The sequence below is a fragment of the Ideonella livida genome (genome assembly GCF_010499455.1).
GTDB lineage: Bacteria > Pseudomonadota > Gammaproteobacteria > Burkholderiales > Burkholderiaceae_C > Ideonella > Ideonella livida.
In genome coordinates, this window is record NZ_JAAGOH010000004.1 from 39,352 (window position 1) to 55,128 (window position 15,777).

A 15,777-nucleotide genomic window follows, 5' to 3' on the forward strand; every position below is an offset into this window, starting at 1 on the left:
ATGAAACGCATTCTCATCATTGACGATGCCGCCACGGTGCGCCTGTACCACCGCACCATCCTGCAGGACGCAGGCTATGAGGTGGTCGAGGCCATCAACGGCGTGGAGGCCCTGGAAAAGGCATTGGCCCAGGACTTCGACCTCTACATCGTGGACGTCAACATGCCCAAGCTGGACGGCTACGGTTTCCTGCGGGAGCTGCGCCACAGCAACCGTCCGCAGGTCCCGGCCATCATGGTCTCCACCGAGGCCACCGCCAGCGACCGCAAGCGCGCCTATGCCGCCGGTGCCAACCTCTACCTCATCAAGCCCACCCGGCCCGAGCAACTGGTGGCGCCCATCGCCCTGCTGCTGGGCGGCGAGGAAGAAGCATGAACGAGCTGCTCGAACAGTTCCTGTCCGAGGCGCGCGAGGCGCTGGAGGGCATCGGTGACAAGCTCATGGCGCTGGAGCAGGCGCCGGACGACACCGAGCTGATGACCCAGCTGTTCCGGCTGGTGCATACCCTCAAGGGCAACAGCGGCCTGTTCGAGTTCCCGGAGATGACCCGGGTGCTGCACGCCGGTGAAGACCTGATGGACGCGGTGCGCCACGGGCGCCTGTCCTACTCCCGCGAGCTGGCCGACCGGCTGCTGGACGCGATGGACTTCGTGGGCATGCTCTGCGACGCCATCGAGGCCGGCCGGCAGGACGCCCATGCCCACGCCGACGAGGCGGTGCGCCTGGCCCAGGCGCTGCGGGCCCTCAAGGGGGAGGACGCCGAAGCCGGCCAGCCGGCGGAGGAAGCCGCAGCCCCTGCGCTGCCCGCGCTTTCCGTGGCACAACTGTGGGCGCTGCCCGAGGCGGTGCGCCAGGACCTGGTGCGCCAATCCGGTGGCCGCTTGCTGCACTGGCTGCTCTACCGGCCGGACCCGCAGTGCTTCTTCCAGGGCGATGACCCGCTGTACCGGGCCCTGCAGACGCCGGGCCTGCTCTGGCGCCAGATCCGGCCCCGTGGCCCCTGGGCCCCGCTGGCGACGCTGGACCCTTTCGACTGCCAGCTCGACCTAGAGGCCATCACCGCCGCCGATCCCCAGGCCCTGTCCGAACATTACCGCTATGTGCCCGACCAGCGGCGGCTGGAGGCCTTCTCGCCCTGGTGCCTGGTGCGGCCGGAAGGCGACCCCAACGGCGGCCCGGTCTACGAAGACTTCATGCAGGACGCGCAGGGCTGGCTGGAGGCGGACGACCTGTCCGCCCTGGGCCGGGCGGTGGACGCCCTGCTGGACCTCAGCAGCCCGGCCCTGTGGTTCGCCTCGGCCCTGCGCTGGATGCGCACGCTGCTGCAGATGGAGGCCGTGCCCCGGCCGGCGCTGCGGGCCCTGGTGGCGTCTCTGGCCGACCTGCAGCCGCCGGACATCCTGGGGGCCATGGACCGCGCCGAACGGGCAGATGGCGATGCGCCCGGTCCGCGCGAGGTGCCGCTGGAGAACCCCGAATCGCCTGCGATGCAGGCCCTGGTCAATCTGGTGGAAACCCAGCGTGAGGTGCTGGCCCTGCCGGACGACGCGCAGTGGCTCTCCGGCCGCCTGGCTGCTGCCGCGCGGGTGCTGGCCGGTTGCCTGCGCCAGACCGGCCGCGAGGCCCAGGTGCCGGCCATGCAGGCTGTGGCCGAGCAGGCGCGGGGGCAGGGCAGCGCGCAGCCCCTGGCGGCCTGGCTGGAGGCGGTGTTTCCCGAAGGCCGGCCCCTGACCCGGCTGCTGCAGGTGGCGGACCCGGCGCCGGTGCTGGCCGAGGCCACTGTCGCCCCAGTGTCCCCGGTCACCGAGGTGATCGCCCCGGCCCCGGTGGCCGCGGTGCGACCGGCCCCAACGCCGGCCCCGAGCCCGGTCGGGGGCCTGTCAGGCCCGAGCGACGACTACCTGGAAGACGACGAGGACGTGGTGGTGCTGGAGGCGCCACCGCGGCCGGCTCCGCCCCCACCGCCGCAGCCCCCCAGCCCGCCGGCGGCCTCTGCCGACGCCCAGGCTGAGGCCACGGAGGCTGAAGGCCGCAGCCCGCGCCGCGGCGAGGACGCCGGGGCCACCCGCAGCAGCCTCAAGGTTGACCAGGCCAAGATCGACCGGCTGATGAACCTCATCGGCGAGATGGTGGTGGCCAAGAACGCCATTCCCTACCTGGCCAGCCGGGCGGAGCAGCAGTTCGGCGTGCGCGAGCTGGCCCGTGAGATCAAGGCCCAGTACGCCGTCATCAACCGCATCTCCGAGGAGATGCAGGACGCCATCATGCAGGTGCGCATGATGCCGGTGTCCTTCATCTTCCAGCGCTTTCCGCGCCTGGTGCGCGATACCTCGCGCCGCCTGGGCAAGGAGGTCAACCTGGTGCTCGACGGCCAGGAGACGGCGGCCGACAAGAACATCATCGAGAGCCTGGGCGACCCGCTGGTGCACATCGTGCGCAACAGCCTGGACCACGGCATCGAGACCCCCGAGGTGCGCCAGGCCGCCGGCAAGCCGGCGGTGGGCACGCTGCGCATCAGTGCCCGCCAGGAGAGCGATCGCGTCGTCATCGAAATTCACGACGACGGCAAGGGCATGGACCCGGTGGTCATCAAGCGCAAGGCCTGGGAGAAGGGGTTGATCGACGAGGCCGCCATGGAGCGCATGAGCGACCAGGAGGCCATCCACCTGATCTTTGCGCCGGGTTTCTCCACGGCCGATGTGGTGTCGGACCTGTCGGGGCGGGGCGTGGGCATGGACGTGGTGCGCACCGCCGTGGAGCGGGTGCATGGCAACGTCAGCCTGGAGAGCGTCAAGGGGCAGGGCACTCGCATTCGGCTGTCGCTGCCGCTGTCCATGGCCGTGACCAACGTCATGACCATCGAAGCCGACGGTCAGGTCTTTGGCGTGCCCATGGACACGGTGGTTGAGACCGTGCGCGTGCCCGCCGCCGCGGTGCGGCGGATCAAACAGAGCCTGGTGGCCACGCTGCGGGGGCGCATCGTGCCGCTCAAGCCGCTCAACCAGCTGCTGGGCCTGGCCGCGCCGCCCCTGACCAACGACAGCGAGGAGTACGCGGTGCTGGTGGTGCGCGTAGGCGACGAGACCGTCGGCCTGCTGGTGGACAACTTCCGCGAGACCGCCGACATCATCCTCAAGCCACTGGCCGGGGTGCTGGGTGGCCTGAGCGCGTATGCCGGCTCGGCCCTCATGGGGGATGGCTCGGTGCTCATGGTGCTCAACGTCAAGGAGATGGTGTGATGCCCATCGAATACCGCAAGAACCTGGCCGTGCTGACCGACAACGTCACCGTCGAGGAGGCCGAGGGCCTGCTGGGCTGGGTGCAGGAGCGGCCCGAGGCCCGGGTGGACCTGGCGGGCTGCCAGCACCTGCACACCGCCGTGCTGCAGGTCCTGATGGCCGCCGACCTGCGCGTGACCGCCTGGCCGGCCGACGCCGAGCTGACGGCCTGGCTGCGCACCGTGCTGCGTGACCGGCAGGCGGCTTGAGCCCGTGACTGATTTCGCCAACTGAACGCCCACAACGCAAGGGAAGCCAAAGTGCCCAAGACCATTCTGGTGGTGGATGACTCTCTGACCATGACCAAGAGCCTGAAGTCCAACCTGGAGATGAGCGGCTTTGCGGTGCTCACCGCCGGTGACGGCGAGGAGGCCATCGGGACCCTGCGCGGCGGTGCCAAACCGGACCTGATCATCACCGACATCAACATGCCGCGCATGGACGGTCTGGCCCTCATCAAGGCGGTCAAGTTGCTGCCGGGCTTCCGGTTCACCCCCATCCTGACGCTGACCACCGAGGGCGACGGCGCCAAGCGCGACGAAGGCAAGCGCCTGGGGGCCACCGGCTGGCTGGTCAAGCCCATCAAGGGCACCGACCTGATCCGCGTCATCAAGCAGGTCCTGCCGGGCGCCTGACGGTCATAGGAAGGCCCATGAACCCCGCGCACCGCCCTGAAGTGGAACGCTCCTTCTCTCCGGACCGCCCGCGCCGGCCCCGTGCCCTGCGTCGCTGGGGCGTGCCCGCCTTGTCCGTCACGGTCATGGCCACCGGGGTCGCTTTCTGGCCGGCCCTGTGGCCCGCGGCCGAGGCCGGCAGCCTGTGGCGCTGGCTGTGGCTGATGACGGTGGGCGGGGCCGGCCTGGGGCTCACCGCCTTGATCGTGCGGGCCGCCGGCCCGCGGGGCGGGCAGCGCGCCCACCTGCAGACCCTGGCCGAACGGCTGGGCGAGGCCAGCCCCTACGTCACCGTCATGACCCGGCAGCTCGACGGCGCGGTGGCGCAATGCGAGAAGGACGTGCTGGCCGTGGTGGACTGCCTGGACCAGGTGCACGCCGCGGCCGAACAGCAGGTCGAGCGCATTGACGCTGCCACCCGCAACGCGCACGACCTCTCGGAGGTCATCCGCGAGAAGCTGCTGGTGGACCGCCAGCTCTCGGCCATCCTGGAGATGTTCGTCCAGCGGCAGGAGGAGGAACTCGCCGGTCATGCCGAGCGTGTGCAGCGCCTGCAGGAGGTGCGCGACCTGGCGCCCATGGTGGACGTGGTGGCCGAGGTGGCCCGCCACACCAACATCCTGGCCATCAACGCCGCCATCGAGGCCGCGCGCGCCGGCGAGAGCGGCCGCGGCTTTGCGGTGGTGGCCGGCGAGGTGCGCCGCCTGGCCCAGCAGACCGCCGAGGCGGCCCGCGAGATCACGGCCAAGATCAACGCGGTCACCCAGGGCATCGACGCCGAGGTGGACAAGGTCATGCGCACCGGGGTGCGCGATGGCAGCTCCCGCAACATGCACGACGTGCTGCGCGACATCGAGGCCATGCGCCACCGCTTTGCCGAGGCCTCGGAGCGTCTGCAGGGCGACCAGGGCATCGACCGGGGCAACAACACCATCCGCGCCGGCCTGTCCGAGGCCCTGGGGCTGATCCAGTTCCAGGACGTGCTGCGCCAGCGGGTGCAGCAGGTGCAGGAGGCCATGCAGCACCTGGACCACCATCTGCAAGGGGCGGCGGCTGACCTGCGCGAGCCCGGCGAGCATGGGGCGCTGCCGCGGCTGGCCATCTCCGAGGTGTTGGCCCAGCAGACCCAGCGTTACGTGATGGACGCGCAGCGCCAGACCCACCACGCGGCGGTCAAGGGCAAGTCCGGCGCGGCCCTGCCGGCCGCGGCCGCCCCGCAGGCGGCGGAGCGCCCGGCCATTGAGCTGTTCTGAGCACGTCTGTCCATGGGTCGAGTGCTCGCCATCACCAACCGCAAGGGCGGCAGCGGCAAGACCAGCTGCGCCGTCAACCTGGCCGCCGAATGGGCGGCCGCCCTGCCACCACGGCCCGATGGCCCGCGCGCCCGGGTGCTGTTGGTGGACCTGGACAGCCAGGGCCACTGCGCGGTGGGCCTGGGGGTGCAGCCGGCGCGGGGCGCGCCCACCGTGCACGGATTCTTGGCCGGCCGGCATGCGCTGCGCCCGGCCATCGTGCCCACGCCAGTGCCCGGCCTGGACCTGGTGCCCGCCGACCCGCTGTTCGAGCATGGGCAGGCCCGGCCCGATGAGCGCACCCTGGCCCGTGCCCTGCGTGAGGAGGGCCTGGCCGAGGCCTACGAGGTCATCCTGCTGGACACCCCGCCCTCCTTGGACCTGCTGCTGCTCAACGCCCTGTGCGCCGCCGAGCGGGTGGTGGTGCCACTCATGCCGCACCACCTCTCGGCCGAGGGGGTCAAGCAGTTGGCGCGGCTGATGTTCCGCGTCTCCAGCCAGGGCCTGAACCCACAGTTGCGCCTGCTGGGCTTTCTGCCGGTGATGCTGGACGGCCGCATCGGCGTGCACCGCCAGGTGCTGGCCGACCTGGGGCGGCAGTTCGGTCCCCAGCGTCTGCTGCCGGGCATCCGCAACGACATCCGGGTGGCCGAGGCCTTTGGCGCGGGCAAGCCGGTGCGCCTGCATGCGCCCGGCGCCCGGGCCACGGCCGACTTCGGTCAGGCCCTGCAGGCACTGCGCGAGCGCTGGGTATGAGCCCCGGCGGGCATGGCCAGGGTGTCGGGGCGCCGCCACGCTTCAAAGTGTGAAAATCGCGGCAATCCACTTTTCTGTGCGCCCATGACCGACAACGTTCCTGACGTGCTCACCACCCAGCAGGCCGCACGGCGTCTGGGCCTGTCGGTCAGTTCGGTGCAGAAGCTGGTGGGCCGCGGCGAGCTGACCGCCTGGATCACGCCCGGGGGCCACCGGCGCATCGACCGCGCCGCGGTGGAGCGCTTGGCGCAGGCGCGGCGCCAGGGCGCGCCGGCACCGCCTGAGGCCGACGCGGCACCGGTCCCGGCCTCGGCCTGGGATACCGTGCCCGCGCCGCCGGCGCCACCGCTGATGTCCCGTGCGGCGGCGGCCGCCGCCGCCACACCGGGGGCCGCTGTGCAGGGCCTGCGTGTGCTCCTGGCCGAGGACGACCCCGACCAGGTGCTTTGGTTTCGCCATGCCTTGGCGGCCCACCATGCCGGGCACCGCCTGATCGTCGCGGCAGACGCCTCACAAGCCCTCATCCTGCTGGAGCGCGAGCGGCCCGACCTGCTGGTGACCGACCTGGTGATGCAGCCTTTTGACGGCTTCCACCTGCTGCGCACCCTGGTGGCCCAGCCCGAGTGGGTGGGCATCGAGGTGCTGGTGCTCTCCGGTCTCTCGGGTGACGAGATCGCTGCCCGGGGGGGCTTGCCTGCGGGCGTGAGCCACTTCACCAAGCCGGTGGCGCTGGAGCGCCTGCTGGGCCTGCTCGATGGCGCCTGGGCCCGCCGACAGCGCGCCGGCGCCAAATAAGTCCGGGCACCATCGCCAGCGGCCTCAACTCCGCGGCCGGCGGGACGAAACATGCAGGCAGATCGGTGGCGGGGCCGGCACACGGGGTGTGCCCAGGGTCCCGAACCACGTGCCCCACGGGGCTGGGCCAAGCCGCCGCGGGCGGGTCCCAGCTGGCCGTCAGCCAAGGAGAGGACCGTGTCTTCCAGCCCGCACTTTGACAGCGAGCAGCTCTGTCAGTTGCTCAACGACCTGCCCGCCGAAGCCCTGGACGAACTGCCGTTCGGCGTCATCGGCTTTGACGCCGAGCAGCTGGTGGTGCGCTACAACCGCCACGAGAGCCAGGCCGCCAAGTTCCCGGTCTCTGAGGTGATGGGCCAGCAGGTCTTCGTGGAGCTGGCGCCCTGCCTCAACAACTACATCGTCGCCCTGCGCTTTGAGCTGGCGATGGAGCAGTCCCAGCCCCTGGATGCGGTGGTGCCTTATGTGCTGACCTTTGCCATGCGGCCCACGCGGGTGCGCCTGCGCCTGCTGTCCGATCCCGCCCTGCCGCTGCGCTTTGTCCTGGTGCAGCGCCAGGTCAGCGGCCTGGTCTGAGTCCCGACGCTACGGCTGGAGCCCGGCATGACCCTTCCCGCCGATCCGCCTTCATGTGCCGAGGCCGAGGAGTTGCGGCTGGAGGTGCGCGCGCTTGAGCAGTTCGTGCACCTGGCGCCGGTGGCGCTGCTGCGCACCCGCCTGAGCGGTCAGGTGCTAATGATGAACCCGGTGGCCGCCCGCTGGCTGGGCCCGTGGTGCGGCACCGAGGGGCACCTCAACCTCTTTGAGATCCTGGCGCCGCTGTGCCCGGACCTGCCCGCGCGTGTGCAGGCCTTCCGCCGCCCGGTGGGGGTGGTGTGCGACAACCTGCGGGTGGTGCTGCCCCCCACCGGGCAGGACGGCGCCCATCCCCTGGCGCTGGGGCTCACCCTCATGCGCCTGTCTGCCGACCCCGACGCCCTGATGGCGGTGTTCACCGACCAGAGCGCCCAACTCCGGCTGGAGGGCCGGCCGACCGATGGCGACGCCTGACGTCCATCCCGCCCTGCCACCCTGGTGGGACGAACCGGAGGTGCTGGCGCGTCTGGTCAGCCACCTGCTGCGCGCAGAGATGCAGCAGCTGCGCCCCGGCGGCTGGTTTGCCACGGGTCAGGACGATCCTGCCGGGGGTTGGCACCCGGCGCTGGATTGGCGCCACGACCTGGGCGCCGACTCCCTGGAGCGCATGCAGCTGTTGACCGCCCTGGCCGAATGGGCCGAGCTGGAGGATGGGCCGGCGCTGGAGCGCCTGTGGGCCGAGCCCACCCTGGCGGCCGCCTGCCAGGCCCTGGCGCACGGCCTGGCCAGCCGGCATGAGGCGGTGGTGTTCCGCACCTCCGGCAGCACCGGCCCGGCGCGGGGCTGCCGGCACCGCCTGGCCGCGTTGTGGCAGGAGGTGGCCCACTGGGTGCTGTTGTGGCGTGACCAGGGCCTGCCGCGGCCGCAGCGCGTGGTCAGCCTGGTGCCGGCGCACCACATTTATGGCTTCTTGTTCAGCGTGCTGTGGCCGCTGGCCTGGCAGCGTGCCGACGGCCAGCCCCTGCCGGTGGTGGACGCCTGGCGCCGCCCGCCGGCCAAGGCCGCCCTGGGACTGCGCCCGGGCGACGTGGTGGTGGCGGTGCCGGCGCTGTGGGGCCTGCTGCTGCGCAGCCCGGGCGACTGGCCGGCGCAGGTGTCCGGCCTATGCAGCACGGCCCCGTGCCCGCCGGCGCTGGCCGCGGCCCTGGGTGGGGCAGGGGGGCTGCAGGCCTTTCTGGAGATCTATGGCAGCAGCGAGACCGCCGGGCTGGGGGTGCGCCGCTGGCCCGCTGCCGACTACACCCTGCTGCCCTACTGGGAGCGGGTGCCTGAAGGGAGCCAAGAGGGGCAGGACGATGCCTGTGCAGGGCGGGTGCCGCGCTTTCTGCGACAGGGCAGCCACCAGGCCGTGGAAGGGCCCGACCGCCTGCAGTGGCAGGGCGAGCGCCGCTTCCAGCCCGTGGGGCGGCGCGACCAGGTGGTGCAGGTGGGCGGGGTCAATGTGAGCCCGGCCACGGTGGCCGCCGCCCTGGCGGCACGCCCGGGGGTGGCCCAGGCGGTGGTACGGCCCTGGGGCGAGGGGGCACAGGCCCGGCTCAAGGCCTTTGTGGTGCCCGCCCCCGAAGTTCGGGCGGCTGCGCAGGAGGCCGAACTGGTGGCCGCCCTGCTGGCCTGGGCGCGCCAGGGCCTGCCGCCCGCTGCGCGGCCGGTGCACATCCAGACCGGACCGGCTTTGCCGGTCAATGCCATGGGCAAGGCCTGCGACTGGCCGCTGCCGCCCGCAGACGTCACGCCGCAGGCCACGGTGCCGCGCATCTTGGAAGGGGAGGGTGATGAGTCCGCTGACCTTGCTGGATGACCGGGTGCTGGAACGCCTGCGCCAGGAGTCCGAATCGGCCCCGTGGCCCAAGCTGGCCCTGTGCGCGCGCAGCGGCGAGCTGCTGTGGTGCAACGCGGGCAGCCTGCGCTGGCTGGGCCGCTCTGCCGCGCAGCTGGCCGACCGAGACGGCCTGCGCCAGGCCCTCAAGCGCTGGCAGGGGGCCGCGGGCGAGGGCGCCATGGACCGCTGGCTGGGCATCACCGCCCGTCAGCCCCTGGAGCGGTTGCTGCTGCCCGATCCCGGTGGCGCCGGACTGGACACGTGGGTGGAATGGCTCAGCGCATGGGTAGACACGCCGCTGGGGGAATGGCTGGTGCTGCGGGCCCGGCCGGTGGCCGGGGCGCTGTTGGCGCGCCTGGATCCGCATTCTCAGGCGCCGCGTGAGCTCTCCGATGCCCCGGGGGCCCAGGCCAGCGGGGTGTTGGCGGTGGACGTCATGCGCGGGCGCTGCCACCTGGAGTTCATGGATGCGCCGCTGCAGCGCTGGCTGGGGGTGCGCAGCGGCGAACGGCTGGAGGCCTGGAACTGGCTGGAGGCCGGCATGGGGGCGTTTGATACCCTGGCCCTGCTGGCTGGCTGCGCCAGCGCCGAGCCGGTGAGCCTGCTGCTGGCCGATCGCCCGCTGATGGACCAGTCGGCGCCCTGGGTGCTGTCCATCACCCCGGCCAGTGAGGCCGCAGGCCAGCAGCGCGCCTGCGCCCTGCTGCGCTGGCAGAGCCTGGCCGGCGCCACGCCGGCACGGGCCCGTGTGTCACGCCCACTGGAGGCCGACCGGGAGGCGGTGCTGGAGCTTGACGCCGAGGGCCGTCTGCGGCACCTGGGTGGCGCCTGGGAGACCCTGAGCGGCCTGCCGGCGGCCATGGCCATGGGCCGTGCCCTGACCGACTTCTGCCCCGCCACCGCCCGCGCCAACTGCGCCGAGCACCTGCTGCCCGTGCTGCAGGGCCAGCAGCGCGCCCTGCGCATGGACTGGCCCTTCGAGCCGGTGGCCGGCTCGCCCCTGCGCTGGCTGGAGCTGCGGCTCTGGCGCGACGAGACCCTGGGCGACCGCTGCGCTGGCACCCTGGTGGACGCCACCGAGCGGGTATTGGCCCAGCGTATCCAGGCCATCCAGACCCGGGCCCTGGACCACATCCGGGCTGGGGTCATCATTGCCGATGCCACGCGGCCGGGCTACCCGACGGTGTATGCCAACGCCGGCTTCTCCCACCTGACCGGCTACGGCGCCGACGAGGTGCTGGGCCGCAGCTGCAGCTTTCTGCAGGGCGACGAGGCGCAGCAGGCCGGCCGCAGGGACATGCGCGAGGCCCTGGACAGCGGCCGTGCGGTGTCGGTGCGCATGGCCAACTACCGCAAGGACGGCAGCCGGTTTTGGAACCAGGTGGAGCTCTCGCCCATTTGCGATCCGGTCAGCGGCCTGGTGACCCACTTTTTCGGCCTGCAGACCGACGTCTCCGAGCAGGTGCAGTCGCAGGAGGCCGCCGCGCGGCGCGTGGCCGAGCTGGAGGGCCTGTTTCGCCACAGTCCGCTCGGCATCGTGGCCGCCGACGGGGCCGGGCGCCTGTTGCTGCAGACCCCTGCCGTCGCGCGCCTGACGGGTTTGGACGGTGAAGCCCTGGCGGGTCAGAGCCTGGCGCAGTTCGAGCAGGCGCTGCGCGAGCGGGTGGGCCCGGGGCAGGCCGTGAGTTGGCCCGAGCCCGGGCAGTGCCAGGTCTGGCCCCTGGGGGGCGGTCCGGGCCGAGGCAGCGCCCGCATGGTGCAGCTGGCGGCGGCGGACCGGCCCGACGACGAGGGGCTGCGGCTGATCTTCCTGAGCGACGTCACCGCCGAGACCGACCTGCGGCGCATGAAGACCCAGTTCCTGGCCACCGCCGCCCACGAGCTGCGGGCACCCATGGGCAGCATCCGTGGCTTCACCGAGTTGCTGCTGATGCGTCAGCACGGGCCCGAGGACACCCGGGAGATGCTGGAGACGGTGCGGCGCCAGGCCCTGCGCCTGAACGCCCTGCTGACCGACTTGCTGGACCTCAGCAAGCTGGAGGCCCAGGGCCCTACCGCCTTTGAGCTGGGGCCCGTGGCCCTGCATGAGGTGGTGCGCCGGGCCTTGCGCGTGGTGGTGCTGCCCACCGAGCCGCGTCCGGTGGATTGGCAGCTCGGCGAGGCGCCGGTGATGGTCTGCGGGCACGCGGCCAAGCTGGAGCAGGTGCTGATCAACCTGCTGTCCAACGCCTGCAAGTACTCGCCGGCCCGCGCCCCGCTGCAGCTGCGCCTGAAGCGCTGCCAGCGCCAGGGGCGCGACTGGTGGGCCCTGAGCGTGACCGACCAGGGCGTGGGCCTGTCCAGCGAGCACCTCGGCCAGTTGTTCACCCGCTTCTTCCGCGCCCAGCCCGACGGGCCTGTGCCCGGCACCGGCCTGGGCCTGGTCATCGTCAAGGAGCTGGTGGAGCGCATGGGGGGCCAGGTGGAGGTGCAGAGCGCGCTGGGCCAAGGCTCCACCTTCACCCTGCTGTTGCAGGATGCGGGCCCGCCCCCGCTGGCCGAGGTGCCCACCGCGGCCCTCCCGGCGGCACTGCCCGCCGCCCGTCACCGTTCTGCCGGGGCCGGCCGCTGAGCCCATGCGCCCGGTGCCGACGCCTTTGCGTTTCCGCCTCGCCTGCAAAGAGGTGTTTCCGTCCATGTGTGCGCCCCATGCCCGCGTTCCACGCGCCAGCCGCTTGTCATGCCCGGGGAGTGTCCGGTGATGAGCGCCGAGTCCCCCCGCCCCGGCGGCCCGGAGCCCCCGCTGCCACCGAAACAGCTCGAACCGGCTGAACCGGTTGAACCGGTTGAACCGGCCGTGCCGGTGGCGCTATGGCTGTCCACCCCCGCCGACGGCACCGACACGGCCCACGGGTCGGATACCGACCATCGCCTGGCCGACGGGGCCGAGGCCCCCCCGGCTCCGCCGGCCCGGCTGGCCCACCTGTTGGCCCTGGCCCTGGGCGCCTTGCTGAGCCTGGCGGGGCTGTGGTGGCCGGCCCTGGTGCCGCATTGGCCGGGTCAGCCGGTCAGCCCGCTGGCCGCCGCCGCACTGTCGGTGGTGGCCCTGGCCCACACCCGCGGGTGGGCCCTGGCCCGCAGCCACGCCGCCGGCGTGGCCCTGGGGGCCGGTATGGTGGCCTTGGGCTTGGAGGTGGGGGCTTGGCCGGCCCTGGGGGGCTTACCCCTGGACCTGGCGGTGCTGGCCGCCCTGTGCCAGGCCGGTGTGGTGGCGGCGCTGCTGCGGCGGCGCCCCCCACGCGACTTGACGGCCCCCGGCTGGCGCACCCTCCTCAGTCTGCTGGGCATGGCCCTGGCCGGCGCGCTGGTGGCGACGCTGCTGCGCACCGTCCTGGGGGCCTGGCGGGCAGAGGGTGCCTGGGCCATGGGCGCGGGCCTACAGCTTTCCTGGGCCTTGGGCGACCTGGCCGTGGGGGCCCTGCTGCTGCCCCTGCTGCTGCGGGCCACCCGGCCCAAGGCCTGGAGGGACCGGCGCACGACCATGCTGCTGGCGTGGGCCCTGGCGGGCATGGGCGCAGCGGTGGTTGGGGCGCTGGCCGTGCAACACCTGGAGCGGCAGCGCCTGGACAACCTCTTTCACCACCAGGCGCTGCAGGCGGCGCAGGCGCTGGATCTGCGCCTGCGCAGCGTGGAGCTGGACCTGGCCCGGCTGAACCCCGACAACCTGCAGGCGGGGCTGGCCGCCCTGGCCCTGCAACAGCCAGCCCTGCAGGCGGTGGCCTGGCATGCGGCCACGGCGCCGCCGGGCCTGGCGGGTGTGGCCACGCCCGCGGCCGACAGCCCCACCACCACCGTGGTGGCGCTGGCCGCCGGGGTCTGGCTGCAGCACCGTGTGGGCTTGTCGGCTCATCTGGAGGGGCGGCTGGAGTTGGACCGCCTGCTGGACGACGCACGTGCCACCTGGTGGCGCGGCGCTGGACAGGCCGGCCAAGGCGTGCCCCTGCCACTGCAGGGCGTGGGCCTGCAGCTGCAGGTGGAGGTCCCTGGTGCGGCTGCCCGGGCGGGCGCGGTGGTGCCGCCGGCGTCCTCCGCGTCGGCGCCCGAGCACCTGAGCCGGCACCGCCTGGGGGCTTCTGCGCTGGTGCTGCGCATCACGGCCGATCCGGTGAGGTGGCGCGGCAACAGCAGCGGCTGGCCCCTGGCGGCCTGGCTTTTGGGCTTGGCCTTGGCCCTGGGCATGCAGTGGGGCGCCTTCCGGGTGGGCGGACGGCGCCAGACCCTGGAGGAGGCGGTGGCCCGCACCACCGCCGAACTGGACCAGAGCCTGCTGCTGCTGGAGGAGGCCGTGGACGGCTACCGCCAACAGTCGGCCCAGCTGCGGCTGCTGCTGCAGAGTACTCCCGTGGGCTACTTGGCGATCGACACCCAAGGCCGGGTGGCGGTGGTCAATGAGGCGCTGTGCTGCCTGATCGGTCTGGAAGAGCAGGCCCTGGTGGGCATGGACCTGGACGACCTGGCCGATTGGTGCGCCCGCCATTGTCCGGACCAGGCCGAGGCGCTGCGGCACTGCATGGCCGCCTCCCTGCAGGACGAGGCGGCCTGCGGCGCCATGCGCCTGAGCTGGCAGACGCCCCAGGGCGAGCGCCTGCTGAGTTGGCACCGCCATGCGGTGCAGGACGACACGCTGCGCAGCATTCTGCTGGTGGAGGACGTGACCGAGGCGGTGCGGCTGGACCGCAGCAAGACCCAGTTCATCGCCAACGTGGCGCATGAGGTTCGTACGCCGCTGACCAGCATCCTGGGCTATGCGCAGCTGCTGCGGGCCAGGCCCAACCTCGAGCCGGTGCAGCGCGAGGAGATGCTCAGGCATGTCCATGCCCAGGCCCAGGCCTTGTCGGTGCTGATGGCCAATATGCTGGACTTGGTGGAGCTAGAGACGGTGGGCCGTACCGGGCTGGCCTGCCAGCCCGCCGACCTGGCGGCCGCCGTACGGGCCTTCCTCAAGACCTGGCGGCCGCCGGCGGGCCGTGCCGCCCCGGTGCTGGAGGCGCCGGCGCAGGGGCCGCTGACCTGCCAGCTGCACGCGCGCAAGTTGGGCCTGATGCTGCGCCACCTGCTGGCCAATGCCTACGCCTTCTCACCCGCCGCGGGACAGGGCGAGAGCGGCCCGCCGGTACACCTGCGCCTGGTTGCGGCGGACGGGGGCGCTGGGGCCTGGTTGAGTGTGGAGGACGGCGGCATCGGCATGTCCGAGGCGGAGGTGGCCCAGGCCTTCGACCGCTTCTGGCGTGCCGACACCTCGGGCGCCCATCCGGGCTTCGGCCTGGGCCTGAGCATCGTGCGCCTGGTGGTGCAAGCCCATGGCGGTCACCTGCTGGTGGACTCCCAGCCCGGGCAGGGCACGCGGGTGCGGGTTTGGCTGCCGGGGGTGACACCGCCTTCGGCCGGTGGCAGCCGGGACAGCGGTCCGCCCGTGCTGCCCGCCGGTCTGGTCGCGCCTGTGCCCGCGCCGGCGGCCGCGGCCGCCCGGGAGATGGGGCTGCCGGCCTGAGCGCGGCGCCTGCCCGGGCCGGGGCCGGGCGCTGCACGGTGCCGGGGGTCAGCGGGGGAGGCGCTGGGGCCAGGTGGCCAGCAGCAGGCCCAGCACCGCCAGGCCCAGTGCCGCAGCCTGTCCGACCCCAAAGGGCTCGCCCAACACCAGCACGCCCACGGCGGTGGCTGCCAGCGGCAGGAAGACGGTGAACACCCCCGCCTGCGGCGCCGGGACCTGCCGCAATCCCTTCATCCACAGCCACACCGTCACCATGCTGGCGGCCAGGGCGTAGAACACCAGCAGGCCCCAGGTGGCGGAGGGCACGGCGGCAAAGTCAAAGCGCCAGGCCTGCCACAGGCCCAGCGGCGTGACCAGGGCCAGGCCCCACAGGTTGATCAGGGCGCTGATGCGCCGCGGCGAGACCTGGCCGGTGAGCTGCTTGCCGATGACCACATAGCTGGCCTCGCAGAACACCGCCCCAATCAGCAGCGCCACGCCCCAGGGCGAGAGCGGCGCGGCGCCGCCCGCCGGCGCCGCGCCGCCATGGCGCACCATCGCCAGCAAGGCCACGCCCAGCACGGCGCAGGCAATGCCGGCGGCCACCGCCGGGCGGATGCGCTCACCCAACCACCAGCGCGAGAGCAGGGCCACCGCCGCCGGGATGCCCGCCATCACCACCCCGGCGGCCACGGCCGAGGTGAGCTGCACGCCGTAGAGCATGCAGATGGAGAACAGGAAGTTGCCCAGGAAGCTCTCCCAGAACAGCAGCATGCGGTCGCGCCGGCTCAGTGGCGCTTCACCCGCCGGGCGCCGCAACCAGCCGGCCATCGCCACGGCGGCCAGGCCAAAGCGCAGCCAGGCCAGCAGGAAGACCGGCAGCACCGCCAGCAACAGCTTGGACAGGCCCACATAGCTGCCCACCAGGGCCATGCTGGCGACGAGAAAACCGTAAGCGCCCCAGGGCACGTTCAGGGAGGGAGCGGACATCAGCAACGGGATCAGGGGGTCAGGGAGC

Annotated in this window: 13 protein-coding genes; 12 read left to right on the plus strand and 1 reads right to left on the minus strand. The window is 72.7% G+C overall.

What is annotated here, in order from left to right:
* The 12 genes from G3A44_RS04680 (at position 1) to G3A44_RS04735 (ending at position 14,780) form a co-directional block, all read left to right on the plus strand.
* Positions 1 to 375 (plus strand): response regulator, encoded by a 375-nt coding sequence (locus G3A44_RS04680; RefSeq protein ID WP_163456355.1) that lies wholly within the window; start codon positions 1 to 3, stop codon positions 373 to 375.
* Positions 372 to 3,239, plus strand: a complete 2,868-nt coding sequence (locus tag G3A44_RS04685) for a chemotaxis protein CheA (RefSeq protein ID WP_163456356.1) — start codon at positions 372 to 374, stop codon at positions 3,237 to 3,239. Before G3A44_RS04680 ends, G3A44_RS04685 begins: the two co-directional genes overlap by 4 nt.
* Positions 3,239 to 3,487, plus strand: a complete 249-nt coding sequence (locus tag G3A44_RS04690; protein ID WP_163456357.1) for a hypothetical protein — start codon at positions 3,239 to 3,241, stop codon at positions 3,485 to 3,487. The genes G3A44_RS04685 and G3A44_RS04690 overlap by 1 nt, the downstream gene beginning before the upstream one ends.
* 51 nt (positions 3,488 to 3,538) lie before the next feature.
* Entirely contained in the window at positions 3,539 to 3,913 is a 375-nt protein-coding gene (locus G3A44_RS04695) for a response regulator (RefSeq protein ID WP_163456358.1), read from the plus strand.
* 17 nt (positions 3,914 to 3,930) lie between these two features.
* On the plus strand, positions 3,931 to 5,205 hold the full coding sequence (locus G3A44_RS24040) for a methyl-accepting chemotaxis protein (RefSeq protein ID WP_163456359.1): 1,275 nt from the start codon (positions 3,931 to 3,933) through the stop codon (positions 5,203 to 5,205).
* A 12-nt stretch (positions 5,206 to 5,217) separates the two neighbouring features.
* Positions 5,218 to 6,000 carry a ParA family protein gene (locus tag G3A44_RS04705; RefSeq protein WP_163456360.1) on the plus strand — a complete coding sequence of 261 codons (783 nt, stop codon included), beginning with the start codon at positions 5,218 to 5,220 and terminating at the stop codon, positions 5,998 to 6,000.
* 84 nt (positions 6,001 to 6,084) lie between these two features.
* Positions 6,085 to 6,795 carry a response regulator gene (locus G3A44_RS04710; RefSeq protein ID WP_163456361.1) on the plus strand — a complete coding sequence of 237 codons (711 nt, stop codon included), beginning with the start codon at positions 6,085 to 6,087 and terminating at the stop codon, positions 6,793 to 6,795.
* A gap of 177 nt (positions 6,796 to 6,972) precedes the next feature.
* Positions 6,973 to 7,371 (plus strand): phosphonate transporter, encoded by a 399-nt coding sequence (locus tag G3A44_RS04715; protein ID WP_203561295.1) that lies wholly within the window; start codon positions 6,973 to 6,975, stop codon positions 7,369 to 7,371.
* A gap of 27 nt (positions 7,372 to 7,398) precedes the next feature.
* Complete coding sequence (locus G3A44_RS04720; protein WP_163456362.1) at positions 7,399 to 7,845, plus strand: nitrogen regulation protein NR(II); 447 nt, start codon at positions 7,399 to 7,401, stop codon at positions 7,843 to 7,845.
* Positions 7,832 to 9,229, plus strand: a complete 1,398-nt coding sequence (locus G3A44_RS04725) for an AMP-binding protein (RefSeq protein ID WP_163456363.1) — start codon at positions 7,832 to 7,834, stop codon at positions 9,227 to 9,229. Before G3A44_RS04720 ends, G3A44_RS04725 begins: the two co-directional genes overlap by 14 nt.
* Positions 9,204 to 11,861, plus strand: a complete 2,658-nt coding sequence (locus G3A44_RS04730; RefSeq protein WP_163456364.1) for an ATP-binding protein — start codon at positions 9,204 to 9,206, stop codon at positions 11,859 to 11,861. Before G3A44_RS04725 ends, G3A44_RS04730 begins: the two co-directional genes overlap by 26 nt.
* Before the next feature lie 129 nt (positions 11,862 to 11,990).
* Positions 11,991 to 14,780 (plus strand): PAS domain-containing sensor histidine kinase, encoded by a 2,790-nt coding sequence (locus tag G3A44_RS04735; RefSeq protein ID WP_163456365.1) that lies wholly within the window; start codon positions 11,991 to 11,993, stop codon positions 14,778 to 14,780.
* A gap of 48 nt (positions 14,781 to 14,828) precedes the next feature.
* On the opposite strand, the gene G3A44_RS04740 is transcribed toward G3A44_RS04735, so the two are convergent.
* Complete coding sequence (locus G3A44_RS04740) at positions 14,829 to 15,749, minus strand: DMT family transporter (RefSeq protein ID WP_163456366.1); 921 nt, start codon at positions 15,747 to 15,749, stop codon at positions 14,829 to 14,831.
* Between the last annotated feature and the right edge of the window lie 28 nt (positions 15,750 to 15,777).